Below are 25,873 nucleotides of genomic sequence, written 5' to 3'. Positions count from 1 at the left end.
TACTGCTGTCAACATAAGGCGGACGCCCGATGACCATCAACACCCCCGAACGTTCCGATATCAAGCCCCCGCCGGCGCGGGTCCGTCCCGCCGCTATCCTGGCTGTCGTCCTGGTGGCGTCCCTGGCGATCAATGTGGAAACCACGATCGTCAATGTCGCACTGCCAACCCTTAATTCGGCGCTTGGTGCCTCGACGCGCGGCCTGCAATGGATTGTCGACGCTTACAATCTGGCGTTCGCCGCGCTGGTGCTGGCCGGTGGCACCATCGGGGACAAGTTCGGGCGCCGCGGGACGCTGATCGGCGGGCTCGTCCTCTTCGCGCTGAGCAGCGTGGGCGCGGCGCTGTGCACCACGACGGGATCTCTGACCGCGATGCGGGTGGTGATGGGCGTGGCATCGGCGCTGATCTATCCGACCACGCTGGCCATCATCACCGACACCTTCCGGGAGCCTCGTCAGCGGGCGGTCGCGATCGGGCTATGGGGCGCGGTCACCGGCCTGGGAGTGGCGGTGGGCCCGATCCTCGGCGGCGCGCTGCTCGAAATGTTCTGGTGGGGCAGCCTTTTCCTGGCGCTGGCGCCTATCGCCCTCGCGGCGGCGCTCGCTGCGCCCGTCGTCATCCCCGCCTCCAAACCCGACCCCGACTCGCGCCTCGACCGGGGCGGGCTGCTGCTCTCGGTGGTGATGCTGGGCGCCCTGGTCTACACCATCATCGAAGCGCCGGAACAGGGGTGGAGTTCCGCGCGGACGCTGGGCGGCTTCGCTCTGGCTTTGGCGGCAGGCGTGGGCTTTGCCCTGTGGGAGCGACGGCAGCGCGACCCGCTCATCGACGTCATGTTGTTCACCAATCTGCGGTTCAGCGCGGCAAGTGGGGCGGTCACGGTGGCATTCTTCGCCCTGTTCGGGTTCATCTTTCTGATCACCCAGTTCATGCAGCAGCTTCAAGGATTCGGGCCGCTGGGCACCGGCGTGCGGATCTTGCCGGTCGCTCTGTCGATCGCCGTCGGATCGGTTCTGGGCACCAGGCTCGCAGTCAGTCGAATCGGCACCAAAGTGGTTGTTTTCCTTGGACTCCTGATGATGGCCGCGTCCTTTGCCTGGATCAGCACGTGCGACTTGAGTGTCAGTTATCTGGAGATGGCCGCACAGATGGTGCTGCTGGGCGGCGGGTTGGGCCTGACCACCGCGCCGGCTACCGACTCCATCATGGGAGTGGTCCGGCCCGAGCAGGCCGGTGCCGGGTCGGCCGTCAACGACGCCACCCGTCAGGTAGGCGGCACCCTCGGCGTCGCGGTCATCGGCAGCGTGTTCTCTACTCTCTATATCCGTCACCTCACCGAAAGCCAAGCGCTGCAGGAGCTACCGCGCGCGGCCCAATCCGCTGCGCAGGACGGCCTGGCGCAGGGGCTGGCCGTGGCGGGCCAATCTCCGGCTCCGATCGCGGGTACTGTCCGCGCGACGGTCAGCGATGCATTCCTGTCGGGCATGAGTGCCGGCTGCCTGACCGCCGCAGCGGTCTGCCTGGCCGGAGCGTTGTTCGTGCTCGCCGTGCTGCCGGCCCACCCGACCGGAAGCCGGGCATGACCAAGCGCGAGAAGTACCGACCGTGGGTGGTGGTGACCGGCGCCAGTGACGGGATCGGGCGGGCGGGTACCAAACATGTTGCCCCGGTGCACGATTCGGACCCCGCAGACGAGCCGGAGATGATCGCCGGCAACGTCGCCGCCGTCGCCGAGCGGCCCGATGGTCCGCCGCTCGCACGACCGCTCAGCGGCGCGGCGGGATCGTGTTGTTCGGCTCCATCCTCGGCTGGCAAGCGGTGCCGGGCCAGGCGACCCAGGCGGCATCCAAAGCCTGCGTCCAGAACTTCGCCGAGGGTCTGCACCGTGAACTCGGGCCACGCGGCGTCGACGTGCTGTCGGTGGCGCCCGGGCCGGTACACATCGGTTTGGCGGCGCGTGCGGGCCTGACGTTAGTCGGCTGCCGCACCCGAGACGGTGGCCAGGGCGATGTGGTCGGCACTCGGGCGGTGGGTGACAGTGGTGCCGGGTGTGCAGGCGAAGTTCTTGACGGCTTCCCTGGCACTGCTTCCCCGCCGGGTCAGGTCGTCAATTCTGGGTCGCGTGACGGCATCGATGCGGCGCTGAGGAAGTTGCTGCGGAATTTCGCGCGGGACCGCCATACGATTTCCTGACATGCGGTGACACACGGGCGGTGACCGCGTCGGTTCGGAGGTCGAAATGTCCTTTGTCATTGCGGTTCCGGAATTCTTGACGGCGGCGGCCTCAAATCTGGGCGACATCGCTTCTTCGATCGGCGCTGCCAACGGGGCTGCGGCGGGCCCGACCTCGGCCTTGCTGGCGGCTGGGGGCGACGAGGTGTCGGCTGCTGTCGCGGCGATGTTCAACGAACATGCCCGGGCCTATCAGGCGGTCAGCGCCGGGGCGGCGGAGTTCCACCAGCAGTTCGTGCAGCTGCTGACAGCCGGCGCCGGCTCCTATGCCAGTGCCGAGGCCGCCAACGCCAACCCGCTGCAGAATCTGCTCAATCAGATCAACGGGGTCGCGGAGACATTCCTGGGGCGCCCACTGATCGGCGACGGCCGCGACGGCGTCGACGGAACCGGTGCCAGGGGACAGAACGGCGGCTTGCTGTGGGGCAACGGCGGCAACGGCGGGTCGGGTGCGGCCGGGCAGAACGGCGGGGGCGGCGGCGACGGCGGGTTCTTGTTCGGTAACGGCGGCCGGGGCGGCGCCGGTGGTGCCGTTCCCAACGGCTTTGCCGGCTGGGGCGGTAGCGGCGGCAACGCCGTCGGCCTGTTCGGCAGCGGCGGCGCGGGCGGCGTCGGCGGAGCAGGCGGCACCGGGGTCGCCGGCGATGGCGGCAACGGCGGTAGCGGCGGGCTCCTGTTCGGCAACGGCGGCGTCGGCGGCGCCGGCGGAAGGGGATTCGTTGCCGGGTGGGGTGGTTACGGTGGCGACGGCCTCGGCCTGCTCTACGGCGCGGGCGGCACCGGTGGCGCCGGTGGAGCCACCCCGTTCAACGGCGGAGTCCCTGGCATGGGCGGTACTGGCGGCAGCGGCAACGTCCTGTTCAACGTGATCAGCACGGGCGCCGACGGTGGTGCCGGTGGAGACGCCGCCGGCGCCACCACCGGAGGGCAGGGCGGTCAGGGCGGCAGCGGCGCCGGCCAGTGGCTCGGCTTCGGCGGTGCAGGCGGGGCCGGTGGCGCTTCGCTCGGTACCGGGACAGGCGGGCCCGGTGGCTACGGGGGTGACGGCGGTGCCTACTTCGGCGTAGGCGGGGCCGGCGGTAACGGCGGGTCCGCGGATGCCGGAGGCCGGGGCGGGGTCGGCGGCCTGGGCGGCCTCGGTGGCATCATCTTCGGGCTAGGCGGCGCCGGCGGCAATGGCTTCGGTGCCGCCAACCTGGCCTTTGGCGGCAACGGCGGCCAGGGCGGGTATGGCGGCTTCCTGTTCGGGATCGGTGGCCACGGCGGCAACGGCGGCATCGGCGCTACACCGGGCATTGGAGCACCCGGGGGATTCGGCGCCTACTTCCTGTTCGGGCCTAACGGGGCGCCGGGGCTGACGCCTGCGTAGATTCGCGTCTCCGCGGGCACATCAACCGGATTGCCCGTCACCGCCCATCGCCGTGTTGATCAACGACGCGCCCCCGTTGCCGCCTGCACCGAGGGAATTGCGTCCGCCGTTACCGCCGGTCTGGCCAAAGTTGTTCAGTGCGCCTCTTCCTCCGTCACCGCCGTCTATCCCGTCGTCACCGTTACCCCCGTTCGAGCGAACGCTGGCCGACACGGCGCTGCCGCCACCACCGCCGCCACCGCGGCCACCGATCTCGCCGGCGCCGCCCCGGCCGCCATGGGCGTTCAGCGGATTGCCGTTGCCGTCGAAGCTCGAGGAATCACCTCCCGAGCCGCCGTTCCCGGCAAGGGCACCGGGGCCGCCGGCAGCGCCCCCTCCCCCGCCACCTCCACCGTAGGCGACGGTGTCCATAGCCGCGCCGCCGCCACCGCCACCGCCACCGCCTCCTCGACCGCCGGCCGCGCCGGAAGCAGCAGCTCCTCCGCCGCCACCGCCGCCGATGCCCCCTCCGGCGATGGCGCCGGTGCTGGGCTTGGTCGCCGTGCCGCCGGTGCCGCCTTTACCGCCGTTGCCGCCGTTGCCGCCGATGGCGCCACCGCCTCCGCCGTCACCGCCATGGCCGCCGGCGCCTCCACCACCGCCCCCACCCGAGAATCCAACATCGGGAAACGTGGTGCCGGAGTTGTTGGCGCCGCCGACGCCGCCGTTGCCGCCGTTGCCGCCGTTGCCGCCCTGACCGCCGAGGGTGTTGCCCGCACCTGGCGCGCCGCCTGCGCCGCCGGCGCCGCCGGTGCCGCCTCGGCCGCCAGCCTTACTGACGGTGCCGGGGGCTTCGGTGATGTCGGCACCACCAGGCCCGCCCCTGCCGCCATTCCCGCCGTTACCCCCACTGCCGCCAGCGCCGCCGCCGACGCCCTCGAACCCGGCTCCCCCAGCGCCTCCGGCACCTCCGGCGCCGCCGGTGCCACCGACACCGCCCGCCGTAGCTTCAATAGGGGCCTTCGCCGAGATGCCATCGGCTCCCTGTGCGCCATCGCCCCCATTGCCACCGAGGCCCCCGGTCCCACCACTACCGATGCTGCCCGCTAGGCCGCCATCGGTCCCGTTGCCCGCCGCGCCCGCGGTGCCACCGGTACCACCTTGGCCCCCGGCTGCACCCGCCCCGCCGGCGAAGGCGGTATTGGTGCCACCCAGGCCTCCGGTGCCGCCGGCACCGCCGATGCCGCCTTTGCCGCCATTTCCGCCACCCGACTTCCCGAAGCCGGCACCGCCGTCGCCACCCCTGCCGCCTGCACCGCCCTGACCACCCTGTCCACCGGCGGTAGGGCTGGCGTCCGAGGTGCCGTCGACGCCGGTGCCACCACGGCCGCCGTTGCCGCCGAGCCCGCCGACACCTCCGGTGCCGGCGGTGCCGTCCGCGCCGCCGCTGTTGCCTTTACCCGCTGCTCCCGCGGTCCCACCGGTACCGCCCTGCCCGCCCGCGGCACCGCTTCCACCGGTGTTACCGGTGTTGTCGCCGCCATCGCTGCCCGCGCCGCCCCTGCCACCGATACCGCCTTTTCCACCGGCGCCCCCGCCGGCACCGCCATCGCCGCCCTGGCCGCCGGCGCCGCCCTGGCCACCCGGGTTACCCGCCTGCGGATTCGCCCCGGAGGCCCCGGCAATGCTGTTGTCGGCTCCCGCTCCGCCGTTACCGCCGAGCCCACCGACACCGCCGGTACCGATGCTGCCGACCGCGCCGCCGTCGGTGCCTTTGCCCGCTGCTCCCGCGGCTCCACCGGTACCGCCCTGCCCGCCCTCGGCGCCGCTTCCACCGGTGTTACCGGTGTTGTCGCCGCCATTGCTGCCCGCGCCGCCGGATCCACCGACGCCGCCCTTGCCGCCGGCACCACCCCCGACGCCGTTGAAGCCGGCACCACCCGAACCGCCCTGGCCGCCGGCGCCGCCCTGGCCACCCGGGTTACCCGCCTGCGGATTCGCCCCGGAGGCCCCGGCAAAGCTGTTGTCGGCTCCCGCTCCGCCGTTACCGCCGAGCCCACCAACACCGCCGGTACCGATGCTGCCGACCGCGCCGCCGTCGGTGCCTTTGCCCGCTGCTCCCGCGGCTCCACCGGTACCGCCCTGCCCGCCCTCGGCGCCGCTTCCACCGGTGTTACCGGTGTTGTCGCCGCCATTGCTGCCCGCGCCGCCGGATCCACCGACGCCGCCCTTGCCGCCGGCACCACCCCCGACGCCGTTGAAGCCGGCACCACCCGAACCGCCCTGGCCGCCGGCGCCGCCCTGGCCACCCGGGTTACCCGCCTGCGGATTCGCCCCGGAGGCCCCGGCAAAGCTGTTGTCGGCTCCCGCTCCGCCGTTACCGCCGAGCCCACCAACACCGCCGGTACCGATGCTGCCGACCGCCCCACCGTCGGTTCCGGCCCCGGCCGCGCCTGCGGACCCACCGGTGCCGCCCTGCCCACCGGAGGCTCCGTTTCCGCCCGTGCCGTTGGTGTCGGAGCCACCCAGGCCACCAGTTCCGCCTGCGCCACCGACGCCGCCCTGTCCCCCGCTGCCTCCGCCGACACCGTTGATGCCCGCCCCACTGGATCCGCCGGCGCCGCCCGCGCCGCCTTGTCCGCCCTGTTTGCCTGCGGTGGGAGCGATGCCGGACACACCATCGGACCCGTTCGCGCCGCTTCCCCCGCTGCCCCCGGTACCACCGGCGCCGCCGACACCATTGGCGCCGTGGGCGCCCGCGCTCCCCCCCAAGTTCAAGGGTGCTGTTACAGCTCCCCCGGCGCCACCGGCGCCGGGGCTACCACCACCACCGCCGACCCCGCCGTCACCGCCGGCGGTGCCAGGGATTGTTGCGGCGGCACCGTGCCCGCCCGTGCCACCCGCGCCGCCCAGGCCGCCAGTGCCGCCCGCACCAGCAGCGCCGCCGATCAGCGCTTGGCTGACACCGCCGACCCCGCCGGTCCCACCGGCCCCGCCCACTCCTCCGGTGTGCCCGACCATGCCGCTGGGCCCTACGGCGCCCGCGGCGCCGATCGCACCGGCTCCGCCGGTGCCGCCAATCCCGCCAGCTCCGGCAGACCCGAACAGCGACACCAGCTGCCGGTTCGCTCCACCGGCGCCGCCGTCGCCGCCTGTCCCTCCCGCCTGGAGGGTGCCGGCCGCACCGGCCCCGCCGGTCCCCCCGGCACCGCCCACCCCGCCGTTGCCGCCGCCGATCAGACCGTTCGCTCCGCCGGCTCCGCCGACCCCGCCGGACCCGCCTGGGGTCGTGGCGTTCCCGCCGGCACCGCCGGCCCCACCGGCACCCCACAATCCGGCCGATCCGCCATGGCCACCCGCCTGTCCGGGGGCACCCGACCCGCCATCACCTCCATTGCCCCATAGCCAGCCGCCGTCTCCGCCGGCCTGCCCGGTACCCGGCGCCCCGCTGACGCCATTGCCGATCAACGGGCGTCCCGTCAGAATCCTGACCGGGTCGAAAGCCGCCAGACTCTGCAAGTCTTGCGCCAGTGTCTGCAGCGAAGCTGCACTCGCCGCCTCCGCCGCCGCATAAGCCCCCGCACCTGTCAGCAGATTCTGCGCCAGACCGGTGTATCCCAGCGCCATACGCGCATTCAGGGTTTGGAAATCCAGCGCATGCGCGCCGAACAATCTCGCGACGGCCGCGGACACCTCGTCCCCTGCCAGCGGGGCGATCTGGGTGGTCCACAGTGCCGCCGTCGCACCAGCCGCCCGAACGGCGTCCCCGACTCCGGCCACGTCACCCGCCGCCGCAATCAAATACTCAGGATTTGCAATCACCAAAGACGACATTGTGGCCTCCGGGCCTGATCGGGCTTATTCAAAACTGCGCCGCGCACGCTACTCCCCTTGGCGCAGGTTTTCCACCGATCGCCGTTATCTTTAATCCAGAGCGGCGACGGCACGAATAACCGGCGGTCGAGCAGGTACCGGTGTCGCCCACTCGGAGGTCAGCCAGGCGAGCGCGGACATCGAGATGGCCAGTCACCAGCATCTTTCATGTTTCACATGGCGACACCGAAAGGTGCAGCTACCTTGGGCGCCGATGCCGGGGACACCACGAACTCTTCAGCGCACTTGCGTAACCCTCACCGCAGCACCGCGGTGGGTTTGAACTCAGAATTCCATTCCAAGATATTTGCGAGGCCACCGATAACGACGTGAAAAGGACATACTGAATTCGTATTCGGTAGTGGACGGACGCCAATCTGATTGTCCTTGGCATCCGTCGCGTGCCCGACTGGGCACCGACGTTTCGGCGGACTCGCCGAGGCGAACGACAGAAAATCAGGCGCCGCAGTCGGCGGCGTCAGGAACAGGTCGCCATAACAGAACGTCGCCGACATAGACGGCTTCCGGCGCCCGACAGCCGATCGGGTGCTCTGCCCCGCAGGTCAACGCGCGGGGCGCCCGCCTGCGAAGTTAGAAACGCCTTACCGGCCGGCGTTCTGAGCCAGATCGATGGCGTACTGGCTCACGAAGTGGCCGGCTGCGGCCCCTCCGTTGCAAGATCCGTCGGATTCACCGGGGCGCTTGACCCACAGATAAGCGTCGGCGTGCCCGCCCGCCGTCGCCGTGGTGGGCGGGGTGCCCAAGGCGCGACCGGACGGGTTGCACCAGCTCAGGGCGGAGTCGGGCGCGGGTCCGGCGCCGTTGCGCGAGGTGTCGATCACGTAGTGCGCTCCGCCGGTCATTCCGGAGATCGCTTCGCCGTAACCGGTCTCCTCGTCGGTGCTGAAGAAGTTCGAGACGTTGAGGCTGAATCCGCGCGCATGGCCGACACCGACCTGGTTGAGCCGGTTGGCGATCTCCTCGGCACTCAACCAGCGGGAGTGTCCACCGTCGACGTACACCGCCGCGGCCGGGTCACGCGTCAAGGTGTCGACCGCGTAGCGGATCAAGTCAAAGCGCTCCTGGCGCTGGTCTGCCGACAGGCAGTCGGCCATGTCGAGGGCATCGGGTTCGACGATGATCGCGGCGGGCGAGCCGCCAAGCCCGGAGGAGATGCTGTCGATCCACGCGCGGTAGTCCGCGCCCGACGAGAACCCGCCGGATGCGTAGCTACCGCAGTCACGATGCGGGATGCCGTAGAGCGCGAAGATCGGCATGCTGCCGGCGGACTGCGCCGCGCCCGCGTACGACGCGACCCGACCGCCGACTGAACCGGCAGGAAATGCCTGGTCCAGCCAGTAAGCCTGCGGTGTGCTGGCGATGGCGGCCAGCTGCGCACTCCCCGGATTGGCGTTGTGCGCCGCCATCGCCGCCGACGCCGGGTCGACGTAGAAGGACTGTCCCGCCAACGGATTCGACGAGTCGACCAACCGCATCGGTGGGGTAGCCGTGGTCGGCGCCGGGCCAGACAGACCCATGGCGGCGACGGCCGCGACGGTCAAGAAAGGAGCGATCCACCGAGAAACTACACCCGCAGCTGTTGACGTCACGCCAGTAAAATAATGCCGAACTGTGATAATCGCCAATTGTCGGCGACAGCGTGCGGGTCAGTGCCCGGTGAACTCGTCCATGGAGTTGTAGACGCCGACGCGCCGTAGGTAGAAGTCGCGTAGCCGGATCGGCAGCACGGCGCTGAGCACTTTGTTCATCTTTGACGTCCATGGGATGACGACGAACGGGCTGCCCTGCAGCATCGCCCTCCAGGTCTCGCTGACGACGTCTGCCTGCTCGAGCATCGGGGTGAACAGGATGCCCTTCGCGCCTTCGAACATGCCGGTATTGATGTAGGTCGGGCACACGGTGGTGACCTTGACCTGGTCGTGACCGGCCTGTTCGAGCTCGAGCCGGACGGAGTCGGAGAAGCCGATGGCCGCCCACTTGGAAGCCGCATAGGCGGCCATGCGAGGGATGGCGTTCAGACCGGCCGACGACGCGATGTTGACGAGGCGGCATTCGGTGCCGGCCTCGATCATCGCGGGCAGGAATTCGCGGGCCACCAGCATGGGGCCGATGGAGTTGACTTCCAGCGTGAGCGTGAAATCGCGCGGCTCGTTCTCCCAGAAGTAACCGTTGCCGCGCACGATGCCGGCGTTGTTGAACAGTACGTGGATCGTCCCGACCGTGTCGCGAACCTGCCGCGCGGCCTCGGCGACCCGGTCCTGTGAGGTGACGTCGACGGTGTCGTAGTGGATGGTGCCCCCGGCCGCCTCCAACTCGGTCGCCGTCTCCTTCAGTGCGGTCTCGTTGGCGTCCCAAAGGACCACCGAGGCAGCGCCCTCCTTGACGGCCTGCGTGGCGAACAGCTTGCCGAGGCCCATAGCGGCGCCGGTGACGAGAACGTTCTTCCCCTTGACGGATTCCATGACTGAGCTCCTCTGGGCATCTTCGGTGAAGCGATGGGGTAGCTCCTACCGTTCTATCTCATCGGGTCCGGAGGCTGTACCGCAGCGATGGGTTTGGCGGCGCGGACCGCTCTGCCCTCCGGACCTCGGCTACCTACCCCTCTCGGGAGAAGCCCGGGGCCACAACCCTATTGGGCTGTTCGCCGGGCTTATCTTGTCGGGCAGGCGCCGGGCGCACCCGATCGGGTTTTCCCTTCGTCGGCCGGCAGGCGCCACGCACCCGCTGACGGCGCTCTGACCACCGCAGCCATGAGCGCTCCGGATTACGGTCGTCCGCCCGGCCGATAACCCGCGAGGAACACCCGCACGCCGGACCGCGCGCGGTGGTCGACGTCGATGTCGGATTCCACCTGCGGGCCGCCGCTGAACAGCGCCCGGTCGATGCACCGCCCAACCACCAGGAACGCGAAATGCTCTGCGGCGGTTGCCGGCTCTGGAACCTCGAGCAGACCGCGCTGGTCCAGCCGGGAAAAACAGTCGGCCAGAGCCGAGAACATCCTGCCGGGAGCCCGTTCGTAGTAGAGCGCAGCAAGGTCGGGCAGGCGATTGGCCTCCCCGACCACCAGCCGCCGCAACTGCACCACATGCTCTTGCAGCACCGCGCGCAGATAGTCGGCGGCGAACGCGGTCAGGTCGCGCTCCAGGTCGGTCGTTTCAGCCAGGGTCGACGCGCGTTCCACGAACGCGGACACGGTCGTATCCAGCGCGTCGGTCACGATGGCCATCAACAGCTGGTGTTTGTCACCGAAGTGCTTGTACACCGTCTGCTTGGAGACAGCGGCGGACGCAGCGATCGCGTCGACACTGGTGCCCTGGTAGCCGTTGCCCAGGAACAGTTCGCGGCCCGCAGACAAGATGGTCAGGCGCTTTCGGGCCGAACGGCCGACTGGCTCGGTCATTGCACTCTTTCGAGTAGTACTGGACAGTCTAGTTCTTTGGTACTGTACGGTCTAGTTCTAAGAGTGACACGGAGGACGCGATGAGCACGACCGACTGCCCACCTCTGCCCGGCCGCATCACGAAGTCGCTGCTGGGATATGGCGTCATCGCCGGTCCCTTTTCTGTGGTGTCGATCGCCACCCAAGCGGCAACTCGCGACGGTTTCGACCCGACTCGGCATGCGGCCAGCCAGCTCGCCACCGGGGACCTCGGATGGATCCAAGTCGCGACCTTCCTGGTCACGGGCGCGATGACGATCGCGGCGGCCGTCGGCGTCCGGCGCGCACTCGGCAGCGGCCGCCGCTCGCAGTGGGCGGGCGGATTGCTCGGCGGGTACGGGCTCGCGCTGATGGTCGCCGCGATCTTCCCCGCCGACCCGTCGGACGGGTTTCCCCCCGGCACGCCGCCCGGCATCGGCCAGCCCAGCTGGCACGGAATGGCCCACTTCGCGGTCGCGAGTGTCGGATTCGCCTGCCTGGTCGCCGGGTGCTTTGTTCTCGGCGGATGGTTCACGCGGACGCCGGGTGGGTCCGGCTGGGCGTGGTTCTCGCGCTTCACCGGCGCAGCGTTCGCGGGCAGCTTCGTCGCATTGGCTTCCGGGTCCGGGGGCACCGCGTCGATTTTGGCCTTCACCGCGGCCGTCGTGCTGGCCTGGGCCTGGCTCGCGGCGATCAGCGTCAAGCTCTACCGCGGCGTCGGCCGCCCGTAGCGGCGCTGTTTGCTGACCGTCGGCGCGATAGTGTGCTGGGGTCGGCCTCGACCAACAAGCCGATAGAACAGTTGGGCGAACATTCATGACCACAGCCGCAGAGGCATCGACGCTCGAATCTCGGGTCGGCCACTACTACCAGATGGACTACACCTACGAGGTGGGCCGCGAGAAGGTGCGCGAGTACGCCCGCGCGGTGCAGGACTATCACCCCGCTCACTGGGACGTCGACGCCGCCGCGAAACTGGGCTATTCGGGGCTGGTGGCGCCGTTGACGTTCACGTCGGTCCCGGGCATGACCTGCAATCGCCGCATGTTCGAGTCGGTGGTCGTCGGCTACGACACGTACTTGCAGACTGAGGAAGTCTTCGAGCAACACCGTCCGATCGTGGCCGGCGACGAGCTGAGCATCGACGTCGAACTGACGTCGGTGCGCAGGATCGCCGGACGGGACATGATCACCGTGACCAACACTTACACCGACACGGCCGGAGAACGGGTACACACCCTGCACACCACGGTCGTCGGGATCACCGCCGAGGACTTCGACCCGGCGGTCAAGGCCGCGGTGCAGAAGGCGATGATGCACGACGTCAACATCCTCGACACCGATCAATCCGACGCCGACTACGTGAAGACGGTGCGTCCCGAGGGCGAGGTCAGGATCGCCGAGGACACTGCCCGAACGCCAGGTACGCCGTCCTTCGACGAGTTGAAGGTCGGCGACGAGCTACCGGTGCGCCACACCCGACTGTCCCGCGGCGACCTAGTGAACTACGCCGGCGTAGCCGGCGACGCCAACCCGATTCACTGGGACGAGACCCTCGCGAAGGCAGCAGGGCTGCCCGACGTCATCGCCCACGGCATGCTCACCATGGGCCTGGGCGCCGGCTTCGCCTCCGCGTGGACGGGCGACCCCGGTGCGGTGACGCGCTTCGCGGTGCGGCTGTCTCAGCCGGCCATCGTCTCGGCCCTCGAGGGCGCGGACATCGAATTCAGCGGCCGTATCAAATCGCTGGACCCCGAAACGCGTTCCGGCGTCATCATCGTCGGCGCCAAGTCAGCAGGCCGGAAGATCTTTGGTCTTGCGACGTTGAACGTGCGGTTCAGCTGACGATCCGCCAGCTCACACATCCGGGCGGCGGCGATGGAATGTGGTGGCCTGTTGAAATGCATGGCCAGCCGCCACCAATAACCCCTCCTGAAACTCCCTGCCGACGAACTGGAAACCGATCGGGATCCCGTCACGCGTGACACCGGCCGGCAGACAGATCGCCGGGTGGCCGCTCACGTTGAACGGCGCGGTCGGTAGGGCCACCGCAGCGGTCAACGCCGCGTCCTGTCCCAGTGCCTGCATCGCCGCCGCGGTCGCTGGTCCGATCCCCCGGCTGGGCAGCAACAGCAGATCCACATCGTCGAGCACCCGCCGCACCGCCGCGGTGAATTCGCGGCGTCGCCGGACGCACCTGTGGTGGTCCTCCGCGGTCACGGTGCGCCCGGCCTCCAGCATTCCGCGAAAGACCGGACCGTATTCGTCAGCGCGGGCCGGATAGGTTTCGGCGTGCGCGCGGGCCGTCTCAACCGCCCTCAGCACGGCGAAGGCCGCCACCACGCGCTCGAGTTCGGGCAGCATGATGTCGAGAACTGACCAGCCGAGTCCGGTCAGCGTCTTGACCACCAGCCCCAGCATCGACCTGGTGTCCTCGTCGGATGCGGCCAGTTGTGCCCAATCCACTCCGACGCGGGGCGACCGGGTCAAGGTCAGGTCAGCGGCGTAGTCCATGGTGGGCACCTGCGATGCACTGGGGTCGTCGCGGTCAAATCCCGCGATGACCGTCAGCAATGTCCCGGCGTCACGAGCGGTCCGAGCGATCGGTCCGACGTGGTCGAAACTCCCTGCCAACTCGACGATTCCGTGTCGGCTCACCCGGCCCCAGGTCGGCTTGATCCCGGTCACGCCACAGGCGCCAGCCGGGAATCGGATCGATCCCCCGGTATCGGATCCGATCGAGCCGAAGCACAGTCCTGCCGCCGTGGCAACGCCGCAACCGCTCGACGACACCCCCGCCCAAGCTGCCGGGTTCCAGGGATTGACCGGTACTGCAGCGCTGGGGTGATAGGCGAGATAGGCCCCCTCGGTCATGGCTAGCTTACCTAGGATCACCGCGCCGGCGGTGCGCAGCCGGGCGACCACAGTGGCGTCGTAAGACGGATGAAAATCACGAAAGATACTGGTACCCGAGGCATTTGGAGCTCCGACCGTGTAGCACAGATCTTTCACCCCGATCGGCACGCCATGCAGGGCGCCGCGGTACCGTCCCCGCGCGATATCCGCGTCGGCGGCACGCGCCGCGCTCAGTGCGGCATCCGCGGTGACGTATGCGTAGCTCTTCAGTCGCGGATCTAGCCTTTCGATTCGGCGTAGCGTCGAATCTGTCACGTCCTCCGACTTCAGTTGTCGGGTGCGAATCAGTTCGGCGAGTTCGGTGAGTTCGAGTTTCCAGATCCCGTCGTCAAGTTCGCGTCGCGAGGTCACATTGTTGCGCTGCCATCGAAGTGCGGTGGACGTCGCTCGTTGAAAGCTGCCACCCCTTCTCGCACATCGGCTCCCCCGTAGGCTTCGACATTGAATCGGATCAAGGCGTCGGTGTCGGCGCCGGTCAAAGCTCGGCCGCACATGTTGGCCACCACCTTTGACGCCCGCATCGTCACCGCGGACTGCCGACAGATCTGGCCGACGAGTTCAGCCGTCACGTCCGCCAATTCGTCTGACGGAACCACCTTTTGGACAAGCCCCCAGCGTGCGGCGTCGGTCACGTCGATCAGCTCGCCGCTGAACAGCAAGTACTTGAGCGCTGCCGGACCGATGAGGCGCGCGACGGTTTCTGCCTCGGTGAAACCGAGGATGACGCCGAGCTTGCCCAACGGGATGCCGAATCGCGCATCGTCGGTTGCGATGCGGACATCGCAGGCCATGCTCAGCTCGCAGCCGCCGCCCACGGCGAGCCCACGGACTGCCGCGATCACCGGAACCGGTACTGCGGTCAAGGCTCTCAAGCAGGCGGCTACGGCCTCGTTGTAATTGGTGGCATCCGCCACCGTGCTCCGGGTGTCGGGGAATTCCTTGATGTCCGCGCCGGCGGCGAACGCTTTCCCACCTGCCCCGCGAACTACGATCGCACGCAGCTCGGTTTCGGTGGCGAGATCGTCGAACAGCAGCTTCAGGCGGCGCCAGCTCGCCAGATTCAATGCATTCTGCGCTTGCGGATGACTCAGGGTGACGACCGCGACACCTCGATATCGTTGCAGGGCAACGCGATCGATGACAGCATCCGACGGCGGGTCGCTCTGCATCAGCTGGCGGACGCCGTGTTGCCCGCCGTCGGGCGTGTCTGTCCTGGGCACGACGGTCAGTGTAGTGACCGCCCTTGATTGCAGGCACCAATCTGTTGCCGCGCATGCCCCGGTATATTCCTGCGCCTCATCGCGCTAGGGTCCGAGCAATAGCGCTTTGCGTGTCCCGCGAGAGAGGAACAACCCTCCATGAGCCGATCCCCGACCACAATCGACCCTGCCGCGCCGGTGCTCGTCACGGGCGCCAGCGGCTACATCGGCAGCTGGATCGTGCGTACGGTGCTCGAAGCCGGACACACCGTCCACGGAACGGTGCGCAATCCCGACAAGGCCTCCGGTCTCGAGCATCTGCACAAGCTCTCCGACGACCATCCCGGCCGGCTGAAACTGTTCAAGGCCGACCTACTGGAAGCCGGCAGCTTCGACAAAGCGATGCAGGGCTGCGAGCTCGTCATGCACATCGCATCGCCGTTCCTCATCTCCGGCTTCAAGGATGCCGAAGAGGCGCTGGTCCGCCCGGCGCTGGAGGGCACGCGCAACGTGCTGGATTCGGTCAACCGCACCGACAGCGTCAAACGCGTGGTGCTGACCAGCAGTGTGGTCGCGATCTACGGCGACGCCCGCGAGTCACAGGATGTTCCCGACGGGGTTTTCACCGAGGAACACTGGAACACCACCAGCAGCGCCGACCACCAGCCATACCCCTACTCCAAGACGGTGGCCGAGCGGGAGGCCTGGCGTTACCAGCAGGCGCAGCAGCGCTGGGACATGGTGACCGTTCATCCGGGATTGGTGCTCGGCCCGTCGATGACCAGTGGCAGCGACTCGGCCAGCCTGAGCACGATGAAGCAGTTCTACGACGGCACCATGCTGGCCGGCGCGCCAGACATGGCCACCGGCATCGTGGACGTTCGCGACGTTGCGGAAGCCCACCTGCGCGCCGGTTTCACTCCCGAAGCACACGGACGCTACATCGCCAACGCTGACACTTTGACCTTCCTGGAAATCGGGAAGGTTTTGCGCCGAGGTTTCGGGCCGTTCTACGCGTTTCCGAGGACAACCTTGCCCAAGGTGGTCTTCAAGTCGATCGCTCCGGTTCTCGGAATCACCCGAAAGTTCGTCGACCGCAACGTCGGCTACCCGTTGGCGTTCGACAACTCGCGTAGCCGGGAGGAGCTGGGGTTGACCTACCGGCCGGTCGACGAGACGATCACCGATCACTTCCAGCAGATGCTCGACGATGGTCTGGTGCAACGGATTCCGGGACTCCCGAAACGTTAGTCGGCGCGCGTCGGCCTTCCGCGGGGTTCGCGAGCGAGCGTGAACTGCCGGCCACAGCGGCGCGTCGTAGGCGACTTGCGGGCGCCCGCGCCAGCCGCGCGGGCTTTTCTACTTCGGAGGCATCCGGATACCGCCGTCGACGCGGACCACCTCGGCATTCATGTAGGAGTTGGTGATCAATTCGACCACCATGGAAGCCAATTCGTCGGGCTTGCCCAGGCGGTGCGGAAACAGCACCGACTGCCCGAGCTTCGCCTTGAATGCCTCGGCGTGTTCGCCTTCGCCGTAGATGGGGGTGTCGATGAGGCCGGGGGCCACCGTGTTGACGCGGATGCCGACCGCGGACAGGTCGCGCGCCACCGGCAGGGTCAACCCGACGACGCCGCCCTTGGAGGACGAATAGGCCGCTTGACCGATCTGGCCGTCGAAGGCGGCGACACTGGTCATGTTCACGATGGCACCACGCTCGCCGCTGTCGGTCGGCTCGTTGCGGCTCATCATCGTGGCGGCCAGGCGGATGCAGTCGAAGGTGCCGACCAGGTTGATGGCGAGCACCTTCTTGTAGGCGTCCAGATTGTGCGCGGAAGCGAATTCGCCGTCCTTGCCGATGGTGCGCTGCGCCCAGCCCACACCCGCCGAGTTCACCAGTGCCCGTAGCGGGCCGAGGTCGGCTGCGGTGTTGACCGCGTCCTCGATCTGCTCGGTGTTCGTCACGTCGACGCTGACGAACACGCCGCCGATCTCGTGCGCCAGTTCCTGCCCACGTTCTGCCTGCAAGTCCGCGACGACGACCCGGGCGCCCTTGGCGGCGAGTTGGCGTGCGGTCGCGGCCCCGATACCCGAGGCCCCACCGGTGACGATTGCGCTAGCTCCATTGATATCCACGCTGAGCACATTACGTGTCGCCGGGTCGACGCCTGCCGGGCCGTGCAGAAGGAACCCTCGAACCTCACAGACCTTGTCCGAACGACACCCTTGGGCTTAGGGTCGCGGGCTAATGACATCCGTGCCTTCTGCTCCCACTACCCGGCAGGTCCGCGTCCATTCGCCAGGGACGGTGTCGCTGGATCGGGTGGACATGGCCTCCTGCGGTCCGCGGGACGCGCTCGTCGAGGTACATGCCTGCGGCATCTGCGGCAGCGACCTCACCTATATCCGCCTCGGCGGGCTGGCCGGTCCAGGCGGGGAACCGATGCCACTCGGGCATGAGTTCGCCGGCGTGGTGCGGCAGGTCGGAGCCGAGGTCGACGGGGTGAGACCGGGCCAACGGGTCGTCGTCCACCCGGGCAACGACGTCTCCGGCCGCATCGGCGGCGGCAGCGCCGCCGGTGGACTGTCCGACGTGGTGCTGGTCCGGGATGCGGCCGACGGGGGTCGGCTTATCGGCGTCCCTGACGACATGCCACTGGACGTCGCGGCGCTGGCGGAGCCGCTGGCGGTGGGGATGCACGCCGCCGAACAGGCAGCCGTGGATTCCGGCGATACTGTCGCCGTGTTCGGTTGCGGACCAATTGGATTGGCCGCAATCGCCGCATTGGCCGATCGTGGCTTGAGCGGGATCGTGGCGGTGGACCTTTCGGCGGAGCGCCGACGGCTCGCCGAGGCCCTGGGTGCGTCGGCATCGATCGATCCGAGTCAGACCAAGGTGTGGCGCGAACTGTCACGCCTGCACGGGACGCGGTCGTTGGCCTACGGACACGCACCGGCAACCGACGCATACATCGAGGCGTCCGGGTCGGATGCGGTACTCACCGACATCATCGATCGGGCTGGACCGGGCGCTCGTATCAGCGTGGTGGCGTTGCACTACCAGGCGGTCCCGGTGAACTTCCTCAATGTCCTGATGAAGGAGTTGACCATTCGCGGCTCGATGGAGTACCCGGCCCGGTTCGCAGACGCCGTCGACCTGTTGACCCGTCGGGATCTGTCAGCACTGATCACTCATCGGTTCACGCTTGACCAGGTTGACACCGCCATCGAATTGCTGAGCCAGAGCCGGGAATGCGGCAAAGTCATGGTGACACTTGCCGATGAACTACACCCCTGACTTCGCCGGCGAGTAACCGTCGCGCGAAGGCAGGTCCACAATCACCTTTCCCTTGGCGTAGGGCACGCCGTCCAGTGTTCGCGACGTCATGTCCAGCTCGACGAGATAACGCTCACCATCGCGGCGCTTGTCGACCACTTTGCCCGCCGTATAGCTGATTTCGCCCATCATGAGCATTGACCGGAGTTGGATGTCGACATAGGTGACAAAACCATGGTCCGACATCCAGTTGGTGACGGCGTGCACCAGCATCATCTCCATATGGGTGCCGAACGCGGGTGCGTAGGGGACCCCGCGCAACTGCGCGAACCGGTCATCGAAGTGCCAGTCGATCACGTGGTGTGGAGCACCGGTCTCCGGATCGGCAAGCGCGTCAGCGGTGTTGGCGGCCACTTCGCGCCACTTCGCTGCAAATCCCGCACAGATGGCGATGGCACCGGCGAAAGAGACAGCGTCGCTGATGTCATATGGACCCTTGGCGCCGCCGACGACGGACTGCCCGACCTCGACGTCCTCCCAGAACCGGGGAGTCGCGCCGCGGCGTGCCTCCCCGGACAGCTCTCGTTCGTAATCGGCACGTACGGAGGCTAATTCGTCCGGCGTGTAACGCCGGCGCTTCCTATTGCTGAAATCTGGGCCCGCCGCAACACCCGAGGCCGTCGGTGGAGAAGCGGTGATGGCGGCCTGACCGGACAGCGTCACCACCACCCGATCGTGCTGGTTGATGTAGCGACGTTCGGTATTTTGAATGAAAAGCCGATAGGGCTTGCCTGGGCGTGTCTTCTCCTCGAGTCCGAGCCACACGTCCTCGCCCCGAATCACGTCACCCGGGCGAAACGGTTGGTGATAGGTGCGCTGCGTTCCGCCCAAGAGCACGTTCCATCCCGGAATGGGCGGCGGCTCGGGTTGCGAACTGCGCTCGGACAGACACGCTTCCAAGAGCGGCTGACCGATCGTGGAACCCCAGGGTGAGGCCGCACCGTACGCGGGATCATTCCACAACGGATTGGTGTCGCCCACTGCCCGCGCGCAGACATCGAACAGGTCTTGCGTGATCTGTGATCTGACAAACGGATATGCGAACGGACCTTCGGTGAACAAGGGCGCCGGACCGCGTCGGCCGGCAATTGCGTTGAGCTCGGCCACATAGGCGTTCACCTGCTCTGCCCATCGCGCGGCCTCGGCCGACTCGGAAGATGTCATCGCGCGCCGTCCCAGTCGACAGGCAACGACTTCACCCCGAAAGCGATTGCGTGGTCCATGAATTCGACATCCTCTGGCGCTACCCCGAGACGTAGATCGGGAATCCTCTGCAGCAATCGCGACCAGGCAATCTCCAGCTCGGCTCGGGCCAGGTTCTGCCCCAGGCACAGGTGGCTGCCGAAACCGAGTGCCAGGTGCTGGCGCGATGTACGGGTGATGTCGACGTGTTCGGCATCGGTGCCGAACGCGTCCGGGTCATGGTTTGCCGCGATGAGTGAGACGATGACACCTTCGCCCGCGCGCACCGGCTGCCCACCGAGTTGGGTGTCCTGCAGCGCAATACGACGGGGGTCGGTGGAGATGACACTCCAGAAGCGCAGCATTTCCTCGACCGTGCCGGCGGCAAGCTCGGGCTGCTCTCGCAACCGCTCCCGTTGAGAGTCGTCAAGCAGCAGCGCCAGTGCGCCTAACGCCAGCATGTTCGCGGTACTCACGTATCCGGCGGCGATCAGGAAGAACATCAGCACGGCCAGTTCATTCAACGAGTGGCCGCCATCGCCGCTGTGCTCGTGCACCAGGCGGCTTGTCATGTCGTCAGCGGGGTGATGTTGTCTGCGTTCCAGGAGGCTGCGGTTGTAGGCGACCAGGTCGTCGAATGCCCGCTGCTGCTGTTCGGCTGTCATGTCCAGGTCGCTCAGGGCGTACGCATTGCGTTCGATCAGCGTGTGGTCCGCACGCGGCACACCGAGGATCGCGCAGATCGCCCGCAGTGGCAGCGGATGCGCGAAAGCCTGCACGAAGTCGGCGGGACCGCCGGAACGCAACATGTCGTCGATGAGTTCGTCTACCAGCTCTAGCAAGGTCTTACGCAGAGTTCGCGTGTGTTTGAGACTGAATTCGTGCGACAGCATGCGCCGCAGTCGCGCGTGCTCGGGATCGTCCAGACGGAACCAGACCCCGCCTTCCATTGCGATTTGATTCGGATAGATCAGTGGGAATCCCGCGCGTCGCACATCGGGGCTCATGGCCGGATTCGTCAGCGCGGCGCGGACGTCGGAGTACCGGGTGGCCAGCCAGTGCTGGGATCCGTCCCAAATGGTCACTCTGTGCAGCCCACCGGCGGCGCGCAACTCTGTGTACCGCGGCGGCGCGCTGAAAGGGTCAACCCGCGCTGCGGGGAAGAAGGGCACCGCTTCGTCAACCGTGGCGAAGTTGTCTGTCATCGAAGCCCTCCTTCTCGGCCCTCTGGTATGCCATCAGGAGGCGCGCAGGTCCGCCGCATTCACTTGAAGGTCAACTGCAGGAATTCTCGCCGACGGGCGAGCACGCTGGGCAGCCATGGACCGACCTCGGCCGCCTCGAACCACTCGGTCCGGTCCAGCAGCATCCGCAGCACGGTGGTGGCCTCGAGCCGCGCCAGCGGAGCACCCAGGCAGAAGTGGATGCCCTTGCCAAAGCTGGTATGCGCCTTGCTGTTCGGGCGGTCCAGTCGGAATTCATCCGGTGCCTGGAAATGTTCGGGGTCGCGGTTGACCGCGCCCCACAGCAGCAGGACCCGGGAGTCCTTCGGCAACACGGTACCGGCCAACTCCGTGTCGCTCAGGACATGGCGGTAGTGCGCGCGGAACGGGGACTCGAGTCGCAGGGTCTCCTCGATGAAGGCCCCGAGCAGGTCGGGGTGGTCGCGGAGTCTCTGCTGCAGGTCTGAATCGCCGGCGAGGATATCCACCGCGGTGCCCAGCAGCGATGCCGTCGACTCTCCGCCGGCGCTGAACAGCGAGACCAGGATGAGTTGGGCGGTGAAGGCGTCCAGGTCGCCGGCTGCTTGCGCCTTCGCCAGCACACCGATCAGGTCGTCACCCGGGTCGGCCGCGGCCTGTTTCAGGCTCGACGTGATGTAGGTGCTCAGCTCGCCGATAGCGGCCATCGATGCGGCCAATTCGTCGCCCGACATCAGCCCGTCGAGCAGTTGAGTGCTGGCATAACCCCACCGCGCGAGCTGGTCGGCATCGGCTTCGGGGACACCGATCAGGTCGGCGACGATGGTCATCGGCAGCCGGTTGGCCACGCCGTCCATCCACTCGATGGTGCCGCCGTCAGCCGTTGCGGCCCAGAGACTTTCGAAGACCTGGACGATCAAGGGTTGCAGGGCCTGCACCCGTTTGGCGGTGAACAGGCCCACCATCAACTTGCGATGCGCGGCGTGCACCGGGTCGTCGGCGGTGACCAGAATGTGCGTTCGGCCGCCCACGCCCTCCATCGGGAAGGGGACGACCCCTTTGTCCGGGGCGAACGTCATCGTGGCGGTGAGATTCGAAGAGAAGACCTCGGGCCGGGTGACCACATCGGTGATCGCCGGCCAACTGCTGACCAGGTAGAAGTCGGAATCTCCGACGCGGTGAACGCCGCCATCGGCCCGCAACCGCGCGTACAGCGGATAGGGATCCTGAATGGCCGCGTCGCTGAAGAACTCGGCGGGGTCGACGGTGGCGGTCATCGAGCGCCCCGCACCGCCGGCGTGCCTGCAGCGGTCAATTGTGACCAGTCGTAGCGAGCTTGCTCCATTGAATGCACCGCCTAGAAAACGACCATCGGGTGTGGTGAATCAGAACCGGGATGCTACACGAGTCTTTGTTCTGGTGAATGGCGGTTAACGGCAATTGTGCCGGGATCTCCGGTGCTCGGCGCCAACCAGAGGTTCGATACTGGGCTCACATTTCTATTGCGGTGCAGTGATTTTCGACCAGTATTCATGCGCCCGCCGGAGTAACCGGCGGCGGTGCGTTAAGTCGAGCTGAATGTCACCGCGTTAATCGCATGAGGCGATGGCAGCCCGTGAATCGGCCCGGCCGCGGGCGGGCGAACGGGGCGGCTACCGTGGTCGCATGGTCGATGCCGCCAATCGCCAGGGAGTCAGGAATTTCCTAGCGCTGGGTTTGTCGTTGCTCGCCGTCGCGCTCACCGCCGCGGCAGGTGGGCTCGCCGCCAATAGCGCTCAGCAGTGCGGCCGGCTGCGGCAACCGTCGTGGGCGCCACCTGCCTGGCTGTTCGGACCGGTATGGACCACCCTCTATGCGTTGATGGCAGTGGCGGCCTGGTTGGTGTGGCGCAGCGGACCCGTCGGCGCGACCCGGAGCGCGCTGGGCGCTTACGCCGCGCAGCTCGCCCTCAATGCGGCCTGGACCCCGTTGTTCTTCGGACTCGGCTGGCGGGGCATCGCGTTGATCGATATCGCAATTCTGTGTGCAGTGCTGATCACCACCGTCGTGCTGTTCTTTCGCCGTAGTGCCGTAGCCGGATGGCTGCTGGTGCCTTATCTCCTGTGGACCACGTTCGCACTCTGTCTGAATCTGGCCGTGTGGCAACTGAACAGGTGAGGAGCCTGGATGCGGGTTCGAGAGCCCCACGACGCCAGAACAGGCTGAACTCACTTAGTGGGAGCACGCAACGTCTTCCCGGCGCTGGACGCCGACTTCCTGCCCGCCGAGCACCGCGGTGTGCCGACGCGATCGGGGTCGATGGGTCGGGTGGGTGATCGTCTTGGCGCCAGCGGTGATCGCCAACGAAGGCTCATCGCGGCCGGTCGGCGCGTGACCGATCTGACGGTGGAGGAGTTGTTGTCGTCGCGTGGCGGCAAGATGCCGGATCTCCTAGCCCGAGTTGGGATGCACCTCTACCGGTCGCAGCGTGTAGCCAGAGCTGATAGTGCCTGTGTCGTAGTAGGTTTGGAAAACTTCGATTGCTTCCTCAGCGGCAAACACCTCATCCCCGCTGATGACTTCGGTGCTGTGCGGCAGCTCGATGATCACTCGCTCGACGCTGGGTGAGGCGGCGCGGTGTCCGATGACTGAGCGCGTCGATTCCGAAGCCGGCGGACCGCTTGGTGCACAGATTTCGAGTGTCATCGCGTCAGCACGGCCGACTGCCTGAAGGTACTGCAAGTTCTCGGTGTCGGGCAGTGGTGACAAGATCATGCCCCACAGGCTGGTGCCGGTGAAGTCACGCAGGAGCTGGAGTGCGTCGCGATGGCGAGCAAAACCGTGCGCGAGTTCCCCGTCCCGACGGTAACCGTCAGTTTCGGCGAGTATCCGAAAACGGTGCGAGGGCTTGCGGCTGGCCAGATAGGCGGTCGACGCCTGCGCGGGTTTGCAGTGCAGCGACAGGTGTTGGAAGACACCGTCGGAGTGACCACTACCGAGAATCGACCCCGTGTAAGGTCCGGTTTCACCGCGCGCGATTTCAGAATCGGCCAGGTCGACGGCCTCCTCTCGGCGGTCGGCGGCGATGAGGGTGACGATCTGCCTAAGTCGATTGCGGGGCCAGGACCGTTGGTTTTCCGGTATCTGTTGCTCTAGTGCCGTGGCATAGTCAGCAACCGTGGGATAGCGGTCAGTGAATTGTGCGGTCGCAGTGACGAACTGGTCGATCACCAGGCCAACAGTCGCGTCGAGGTCGTCGGGCCGAGCGACTGAGATCACGCCCTCATTGATCCTCAGCGGATCGACAATGAAAGCGCCCTTGATCTTGAGATTTCGCCGTGCGCGCGCACCGCCGAGGTCGGTGTTGGGGATGAATGCCTCCCAGAGGATGTCATCGAGCACCACGGGTTTGATCGCGCACTGCCATCCCAGTTGCACCTCGTCGCCCTCGGTGCTGCGCCGACGCCGGACTTCCAGTTGGGCGAGGTAGACGCCCTTCACCTCATAAGCGGTGTTGGAGACGAAACTGAGTTTGCGCGAACGGCTTACGCGTTTGAAGTATCCCGCCCAATTCTCGGTTGTCATTGCTGTGTGGGATCAGTCTCCGGCGTTGGGGATTTCAGACCTCGCAGCATCCCGCAATTCCCCTCGACCACAGTTCGGCGGCTTGCCACCTGGTGACTGTATTCGGACCGTACGAGGGCGACCGGCGGACGATTCGCCAAGCTGCGCGCCAGGCGCTGCAGGCAGCTCGTCTCCCCGCTCCGTATGCAAGACATCGGAGGCCGGCCTCGCGCGCCTCGCTCCTGCGACACGTACCCGCCTGCAGCGCCTGGCCACCGCCGTTTCTTCGGCGAAATTGTCGAGCTATTGACCCATCGGGACGAATTATGTTGAGGTGAAATCTTTCTGGCCATACGGCGGCAGGGTCGCCCTCAACCGATAAGGGGCCGTCGGTTCTTCGTCATTTCGGTCAGCGCATCCTGCATCGCGGTGTGGATTCGCGTAGCGAAGAGTTCGGCATCCTCACCGGGCCGCGCCTGAGTGGCCGGAAGTACCCGCGTGCGCAGTTTGGTGGGAAGCGGCAAGTACGGGAGGAGTCCCACCCCGCCGACGCTCAGTCCCCACGGCAGGGAGAGGGAGATCGGCAGCGCCTTCATCCGGAACAGCTTGTCCAGCCGCAAGACGCGTGCAAGTCGTTCACCGTCGGCGAGCACGAGCAACGATTCGCCGGCGCCCGCGGTGACGACTGGGACGATGGGCACCTGCTGTTCGATTGCCAGTCTCGCGAACCCGCTGCGCCCCCCGAAGATGACCTGGTTGCGGTCGGAGAACGGCTTGAAGGCGTCGAGGTCTCCGCCGGGGAACACAACGACGTGGTGGCCCTCTTCGAACGCCTGGCGCGCACTTTCGTGGCTGGCCGGCCGGGACCCGAGTTGTTCGACCAGGGGCCCCACACCCAGAGTCCATGCCAGTTGATGGGTGAGGAAGCTGAGCGGTCGGTCCAGCGCCAGGTCCTCCAGCGCGGCACCGGTGGCCAGCACATTGAGATCGAAGATCCCGCCGAATCCGTGGTTGGCGACGAAAAGCACTGGGCTGTCAAATGTCTCGGTCTCATAGTCGATCTGCAGTCGGTTGTAGCGTCGCACAAAGTCGATTGCCCGGCGTCGGAACGCAGCAAGGGCCTTATCTAAACCGGAGTTCCCGTCCTCGGCGCCCCGTTCGACTTCCGCAAGCAGCGCATCTGCAAGTTGTTCGACTTCGTCGCGATCTTCCTCAAGCGCCATACCCTGGACACCTTTCGCCTCGGCAAGAACTGGAGACAACAGTATCGTCAAGGATTCGAAGGCCAATGGGCTTCTCAGTACTGAACAATCTTCAGTGCCGGCGGGTAGGTCCTAGGTTTGGGAAAACCATTGCGCCACCGTTAGCTTCACACCGTGGCCTGCGTCCGGCTGCTCCTCGAACCCGAGGCACCCCGCCCACGGGCAGGGCCCGACCTGGCACGGGCTGCCCGCGAAATTGCGGCGGGTTCGTCCCCCCTGGTTCTGCGCTGGACATTCTTGGGGTTCATGGCCCACGCCACAATGCGTGATCTGCGGCTTCCCGTCTTTCTCATCGAGGTGCAGGAGGACCGCCGTCGCATTCATATGGCGAAGCCGA

Annotated in this window: 19 protein-coding genes and 1 pseudogene; 8 read left to right on the top strand and 12 right to left on the bottom strand. The window is 67.3% G+C overall.

Annotation, left to right across the window (positions count from 1 at the left end):
* Window positions 1-29 precede the first annotated feature (29 nt).
* The 3 genes and pseudogenes from JX552_RS00415 to JX552_RS33080 all read left to right on the top strand — a co-directional run bounded on the left by JX552_RS00415 (window position 30) and on the right by JX552_RS33080 (window position 3,604).
* Window positions 30-1,586 (top strand): MFS transporter, encoded by a 1,557-nt coding sequence (locus JX552_RS00415; protein ID WP_205875593.1) that lies wholly within the window; start codon window positions 30-32, stop codon window positions 1,584-1,586.
* Between the two features lie 178 nt (window positions 1,587-1,764).
* A pseudogene (locus JX552_RS00410) lies at window positions 1,765-2,196 on the top strand (SDR family NAD(P)-dependent oxidoreductase); the annotation flags it as partial.
* A gap of 46 nt (window positions 2,197-2,242) precedes the next feature.
* Window positions 2,243-3,604: a PE family protein gene (locus JX552_RS33080; RefSeq protein WP_205875591.1), complete on the top strand. Its 1,362-nt coding sequence runs from the start codon at window positions 2,243-2,245 to the stop codon at window positions 3,602-3,604.
* A gap of 21 nt (window positions 3,605-3,625) precedes the next feature.
* Here JX552_RS33080 and JX552_RS33075 read toward each other — a convergent pair whose 3' ends face one another.
* The 4 genes from JX552_RS33075 to JX552_RS00385 form a co-directional block, all read right to left on the bottom strand.
* On the bottom strand, window positions 3,626-7,417 hold the full coding sequence (locus JX552_RS33075; protein WP_205875590.1) for a PE family protein: 3,792 nt from the start codon (window positions 7,415-7,417) through the stop codon (window positions 3,626-3,628).
* A 641-nt stretch (window positions 7,418-8,058) separates the two neighbouring features.
* Entirely contained in the window at window positions 8,059-9,096 is a 1,038-nt protein-coding gene (locus tag JX552_RS00395) for a glycoside hydrolase family 6 protein (protein ID WP_431196026.1), read from the bottom strand.
* 27 nt (window positions 9,097-9,123) lie between these two features.
* Window positions 9,124-9,939, bottom strand: a complete 816-nt coding sequence (locus tag JX552_RS00390; RefSeq protein ID WP_205875588.1) for an SDR family NAD(P)-dependent oxidoreductase — start codon at window positions 9,937-9,939, stop codon at window positions 9,124-9,126.
* Window positions 9,940-10,241: 302 nt separating this feature from the next.
* A complete protein-coding gene (locus tag JX552_RS00385) occupies window positions 10,242-10,877 on the bottom strand; it encodes a TetR/AcrR family transcriptional regulator (protein ID WP_205875587.1) in 636 nt (211 codons plus the stop codon).
* 80 nt (window positions 10,878-10,957) lie between these two features.
* On the opposite strand from JX552_RS00385, the gene JX552_RS00380 reads away from it, so the two are divergent.
* Window positions 10,958-11,626, top strand: coding sequence for a DUF998 domain-containing protein (locus tag JX552_RS00380; protein WP_205875586.1), 669 nt, complete (start codon window positions 10,958-10,960; stop codon window positions 11,624-11,626).
* 85 nt (window positions 11,627-11,711) lie between these two features.
* A complete protein-coding gene (locus JX552_RS00375) occupies window positions 11,712-12,740 on the top strand; it encodes a fused (3R)-hydroxyacyl-ACP dehydratase subunits HadA/HadB (RefSeq protein ID WP_205875585.1) in 1,029 nt (342 codons plus the stop codon).
* A 12-nt stretch (window positions 12,741-12,752) separates the two neighbouring features.
* Here JX552_RS00375 and JX552_RS00370 read toward each other — a convergent pair whose 3' ends face one another.
* Together JX552_RS00370 and JX552_RS00365 are read right to left on the bottom strand one after the other, a co-directional pair.
* On the bottom strand, window positions 12,753-14,162 hold the full coding sequence (locus tag JX552_RS00370) for an amidase (RefSeq protein ID WP_205875584.1): 1,410 nt from the start codon (window positions 14,160-14,162) through the stop codon (window positions 12,753-12,755).
* Window positions 14,159-15,031 (bottom strand): enoyl-CoA hydratase/isomerase family protein, encoded by an 873-nt coding sequence (locus JX552_RS00365; protein WP_241010788.1) that lies wholly within the window; start codon window positions 15,029-15,031, stop codon window positions 14,159-14,161. The genes JX552_RS00370 and JX552_RS00365 overlap by 4 nt, the downstream gene beginning before the upstream one ends.
* 138 nt (window positions 15,032-15,169) lie before the next feature.
* On the opposite strand from JX552_RS00365, the gene JX552_RS00360 reads away from it, so the two are divergent.
* Window positions 15,170-16,261, top strand: coding sequence for an SDR family oxidoreductase (locus JX552_RS00360; protein ID WP_205875583.1), 1,092 nt, complete (start codon window positions 15,170-15,172; stop codon window positions 16,259-16,261).
* Between the two features lie 108 nt (window positions 16,262-16,369).
* Here JX552_RS00360 and JX552_RS00355 read toward each other — a convergent pair whose 3' ends face one another.
* Window positions 16,370-17,146 (bottom strand): SDR family NAD(P)-dependent oxidoreductase, encoded by a 777-nt coding sequence (locus JX552_RS00355; RefSeq protein ID WP_205875582.1) that lies wholly within the window; start codon window positions 17,144-17,146, stop codon window positions 16,370-16,372.
* Between the two features lie 112 nt (window positions 17,147-17,258).
* On the opposite strand from JX552_RS00355, the gene JX552_RS00350 reads away from it, so the two are divergent.
* Window positions 17,259-18,308, top strand: a complete 1,050-nt coding sequence (locus tag JX552_RS00350) for a zinc-dependent alcohol dehydrogenase (protein ID WP_205875581.1) — start codon at window positions 17,259-17,261, stop codon at window positions 18,306-18,308.
* Here JX552_RS00350 and JX552_RS00345 read toward each other — a convergent pair.
* The 3 genes from JX552_RS00345 to JX552_RS00335 are packed head-to-tail and all read right to left on the bottom strand — an operon-like array spanning window position 18,297 to window position 22,008.
* Window positions 18,297-19,511 (bottom strand): FAS1-like dehydratase domain-containing protein, encoded by a 1,215-nt coding sequence (locus tag JX552_RS00345; RefSeq protein ID WP_205875580.1) that lies wholly within the window; start codon window positions 19,509-19,511, stop codon window positions 18,297-18,299. The two genes, JX552_RS00350 and JX552_RS00345, sit on opposite strands and share 12 nt — an antisense overlap.
* Complete coding sequence (locus JX552_RS00340) at window positions 19,508-20,734, bottom strand: cytochrome P450 (protein ID WP_205875579.1); 1,227 nt, start codon at window positions 20,732-20,734, stop codon at window positions 19,508-19,510. Before JX552_RS00340 ends, JX552_RS00345 begins: the two co-directional genes overlap by 4 nt.
* A gap of 59 nt (window positions 20,735-20,793) precedes the next feature.
* Complete coding sequence (locus JX552_RS00335; RefSeq protein ID WP_205875578.1) at window positions 20,794-22,008, bottom strand: cytochrome P450; 1,215 nt, start codon at window positions 22,006-22,008, stop codon at window positions 20,794-20,796.
* A gap of 388 nt (window positions 22,009-22,396) precedes the next feature.
* On the opposite strand from JX552_RS00335, the gene JX552_RS00330 reads away from it, so the two are divergent.
* Window positions 22,397-22,888, top strand: a complete 492-nt coding sequence (locus JX552_RS00330) for a TspO/MBR family protein (RefSeq protein WP_205875577.1) — start codon at window positions 22,397-22,399, stop codon at window positions 22,886-22,888.
* Between the two features lie 273 nt (window positions 22,889-23,161).
* On the opposite strand, the gene JX552_RS00325 is transcribed toward JX552_RS00330, so the two are convergent.
* Both JX552_RS00325 and JX552_RS00320 read right to left on the bottom strand, forming a co-directional pair.
* Window positions 23,162-24,115 (bottom strand): hypothetical protein, encoded by a 954-nt coding sequence (locus JX552_RS00325; protein WP_205875576.1) that lies wholly within the window; start codon window positions 24,113-24,115, stop codon window positions 23,162-23,164.
* A gap of 530 nt (window positions 24,116-24,645) precedes the next feature.
* On the bottom strand, window positions 24,646-25,497 hold the full coding sequence (locus tag JX552_RS00320) for a lysophospholipid acyltransferase family protein (RefSeq protein ID WP_205875575.1): 852 nt from the start codon (window positions 25,495-25,497) through the stop codon (window positions 24,646-24,648).
* Between the last annotated feature and the right edge of the window lie 376 nt (window positions 25,498-25,873).

It is taken from the genome of Mycobacterium gordonae (genome assembly GCF_017086405.1).
Taxonomy (GTDB): domain Bacteria; phylum Actinomycetota; class Actinomycetes; order Mycobacteriales; family Mycobacteriaceae; genus Mycobacterium; species Mycobacterium gordonae_D.
Note: the sequence above shows the minus strand (reverse complement) of the source record. Positions and strands in the feature narration are given on the sequence as shown.

What these genes read in the sequence shown, in the direction of transcription:
- JX552_RS00375 (WP_205875585.1), top strand. Translation starts at nt 11,712, where the DNA reads ATGACCACAGCCGCAGAGGCATCGACGCTCGAATCTCGGGTCGGCCAC.
- JX552_RS00345 (WP_205875580.1), bottom strand. Translation starts at nt 19,511, where the DNA reads ATGACATCTTCCGAGTCGGCCGAGGCCGCGCGATGGGCAGAGCAGGTG.
- JX552_RS00335 (WP_205875578.1), bottom strand. Translation starts at nt 22,008, where the DNA reads ATGACCGCCACCGTCGACCCCGCCGAGTTCTTCAGCGACGCGGCCATT.
- JX552_RS00330 (WP_205875577.1), top strand. Translation starts at nt 22,397, where the DNA reads ATGGTCGATGCCGCCAATCGCCAGGGAGTCAGGAATTTCCTAGCGCTG.
- JX552_RS00385 (WP_205875587.1), bottom strand. Translation starts at nt 10,877, where the DNA reads ATGACCGAGCCAGTCGGCCGTTCGGCCCGAAAGCGCCTGACCATCTTG.
- JX552_RS33080 (WP_205875591.1), top strand. Translation starts at nt 2,243, where the DNA reads ATGTCCTTTGTCATTGCGGTTCCGGAATTCTTGACGGCGGCGGCCTCA.
- JX552_RS00415 (WP_205875593.1), top strand. Translation starts at nt 30, where the DNA reads ATGACCATCAACACCCCCGAACGTTCCGATATCAAGCCCCCGCCGGCG.
- JX552_RS00380 (WP_205875586.1), top strand. Translation starts at nt 10,958, where the DNA reads ATGAGCACGACCGACTGCCCACCTCTGCCCGGCCGCATCACGAAGTCG.
- JX552_RS00360 (WP_205875583.1), top strand. Translation starts at nt 15,170, where the DNA reads ATGAGCCGATCCCCGACCACAATCGACCCTGCCGCGCCGGTGCTCGTC.
- JX552_RS33075 (WP_205875590.1), bottom strand. Translation starts at nt 7,417, where the DNA reads ATGTCGTCTTTGGTGATTGCAAATCCTGAGTATTTGATTGCGGCGGCG.
- JX552_RS00320 (WP_205875575.1), bottom strand. Translation starts at nt 25,497, where the DNA reads ATGGCGCTTGAGGAAGATCGCGACGAAGTCGAACAACTTGCAGATGCG.
- JX552_RS00350 (WP_205875581.1), top strand. Translation starts at nt 17,259, where the DNA reads ATGACATCCGTGCCTTCTGCTCCCACTACCCGGCAGGTCCGCGTCCAT.
- JX552_RS00340 (WP_205875579.1), bottom strand. Translation starts at nt 20,734, where the DNA reads ATGACAGACAACTTCGCCACGGTTGACGAAGCGGTGCCCTTCTTCCCC.
- JX552_RS00390 (WP_205875588.1), bottom strand. Translation starts at nt 9,939, where the DNA reads ATGGAATCCGTCAAGGGGAAGAACGTTCTCGTCACCGGCGCCGCTATG.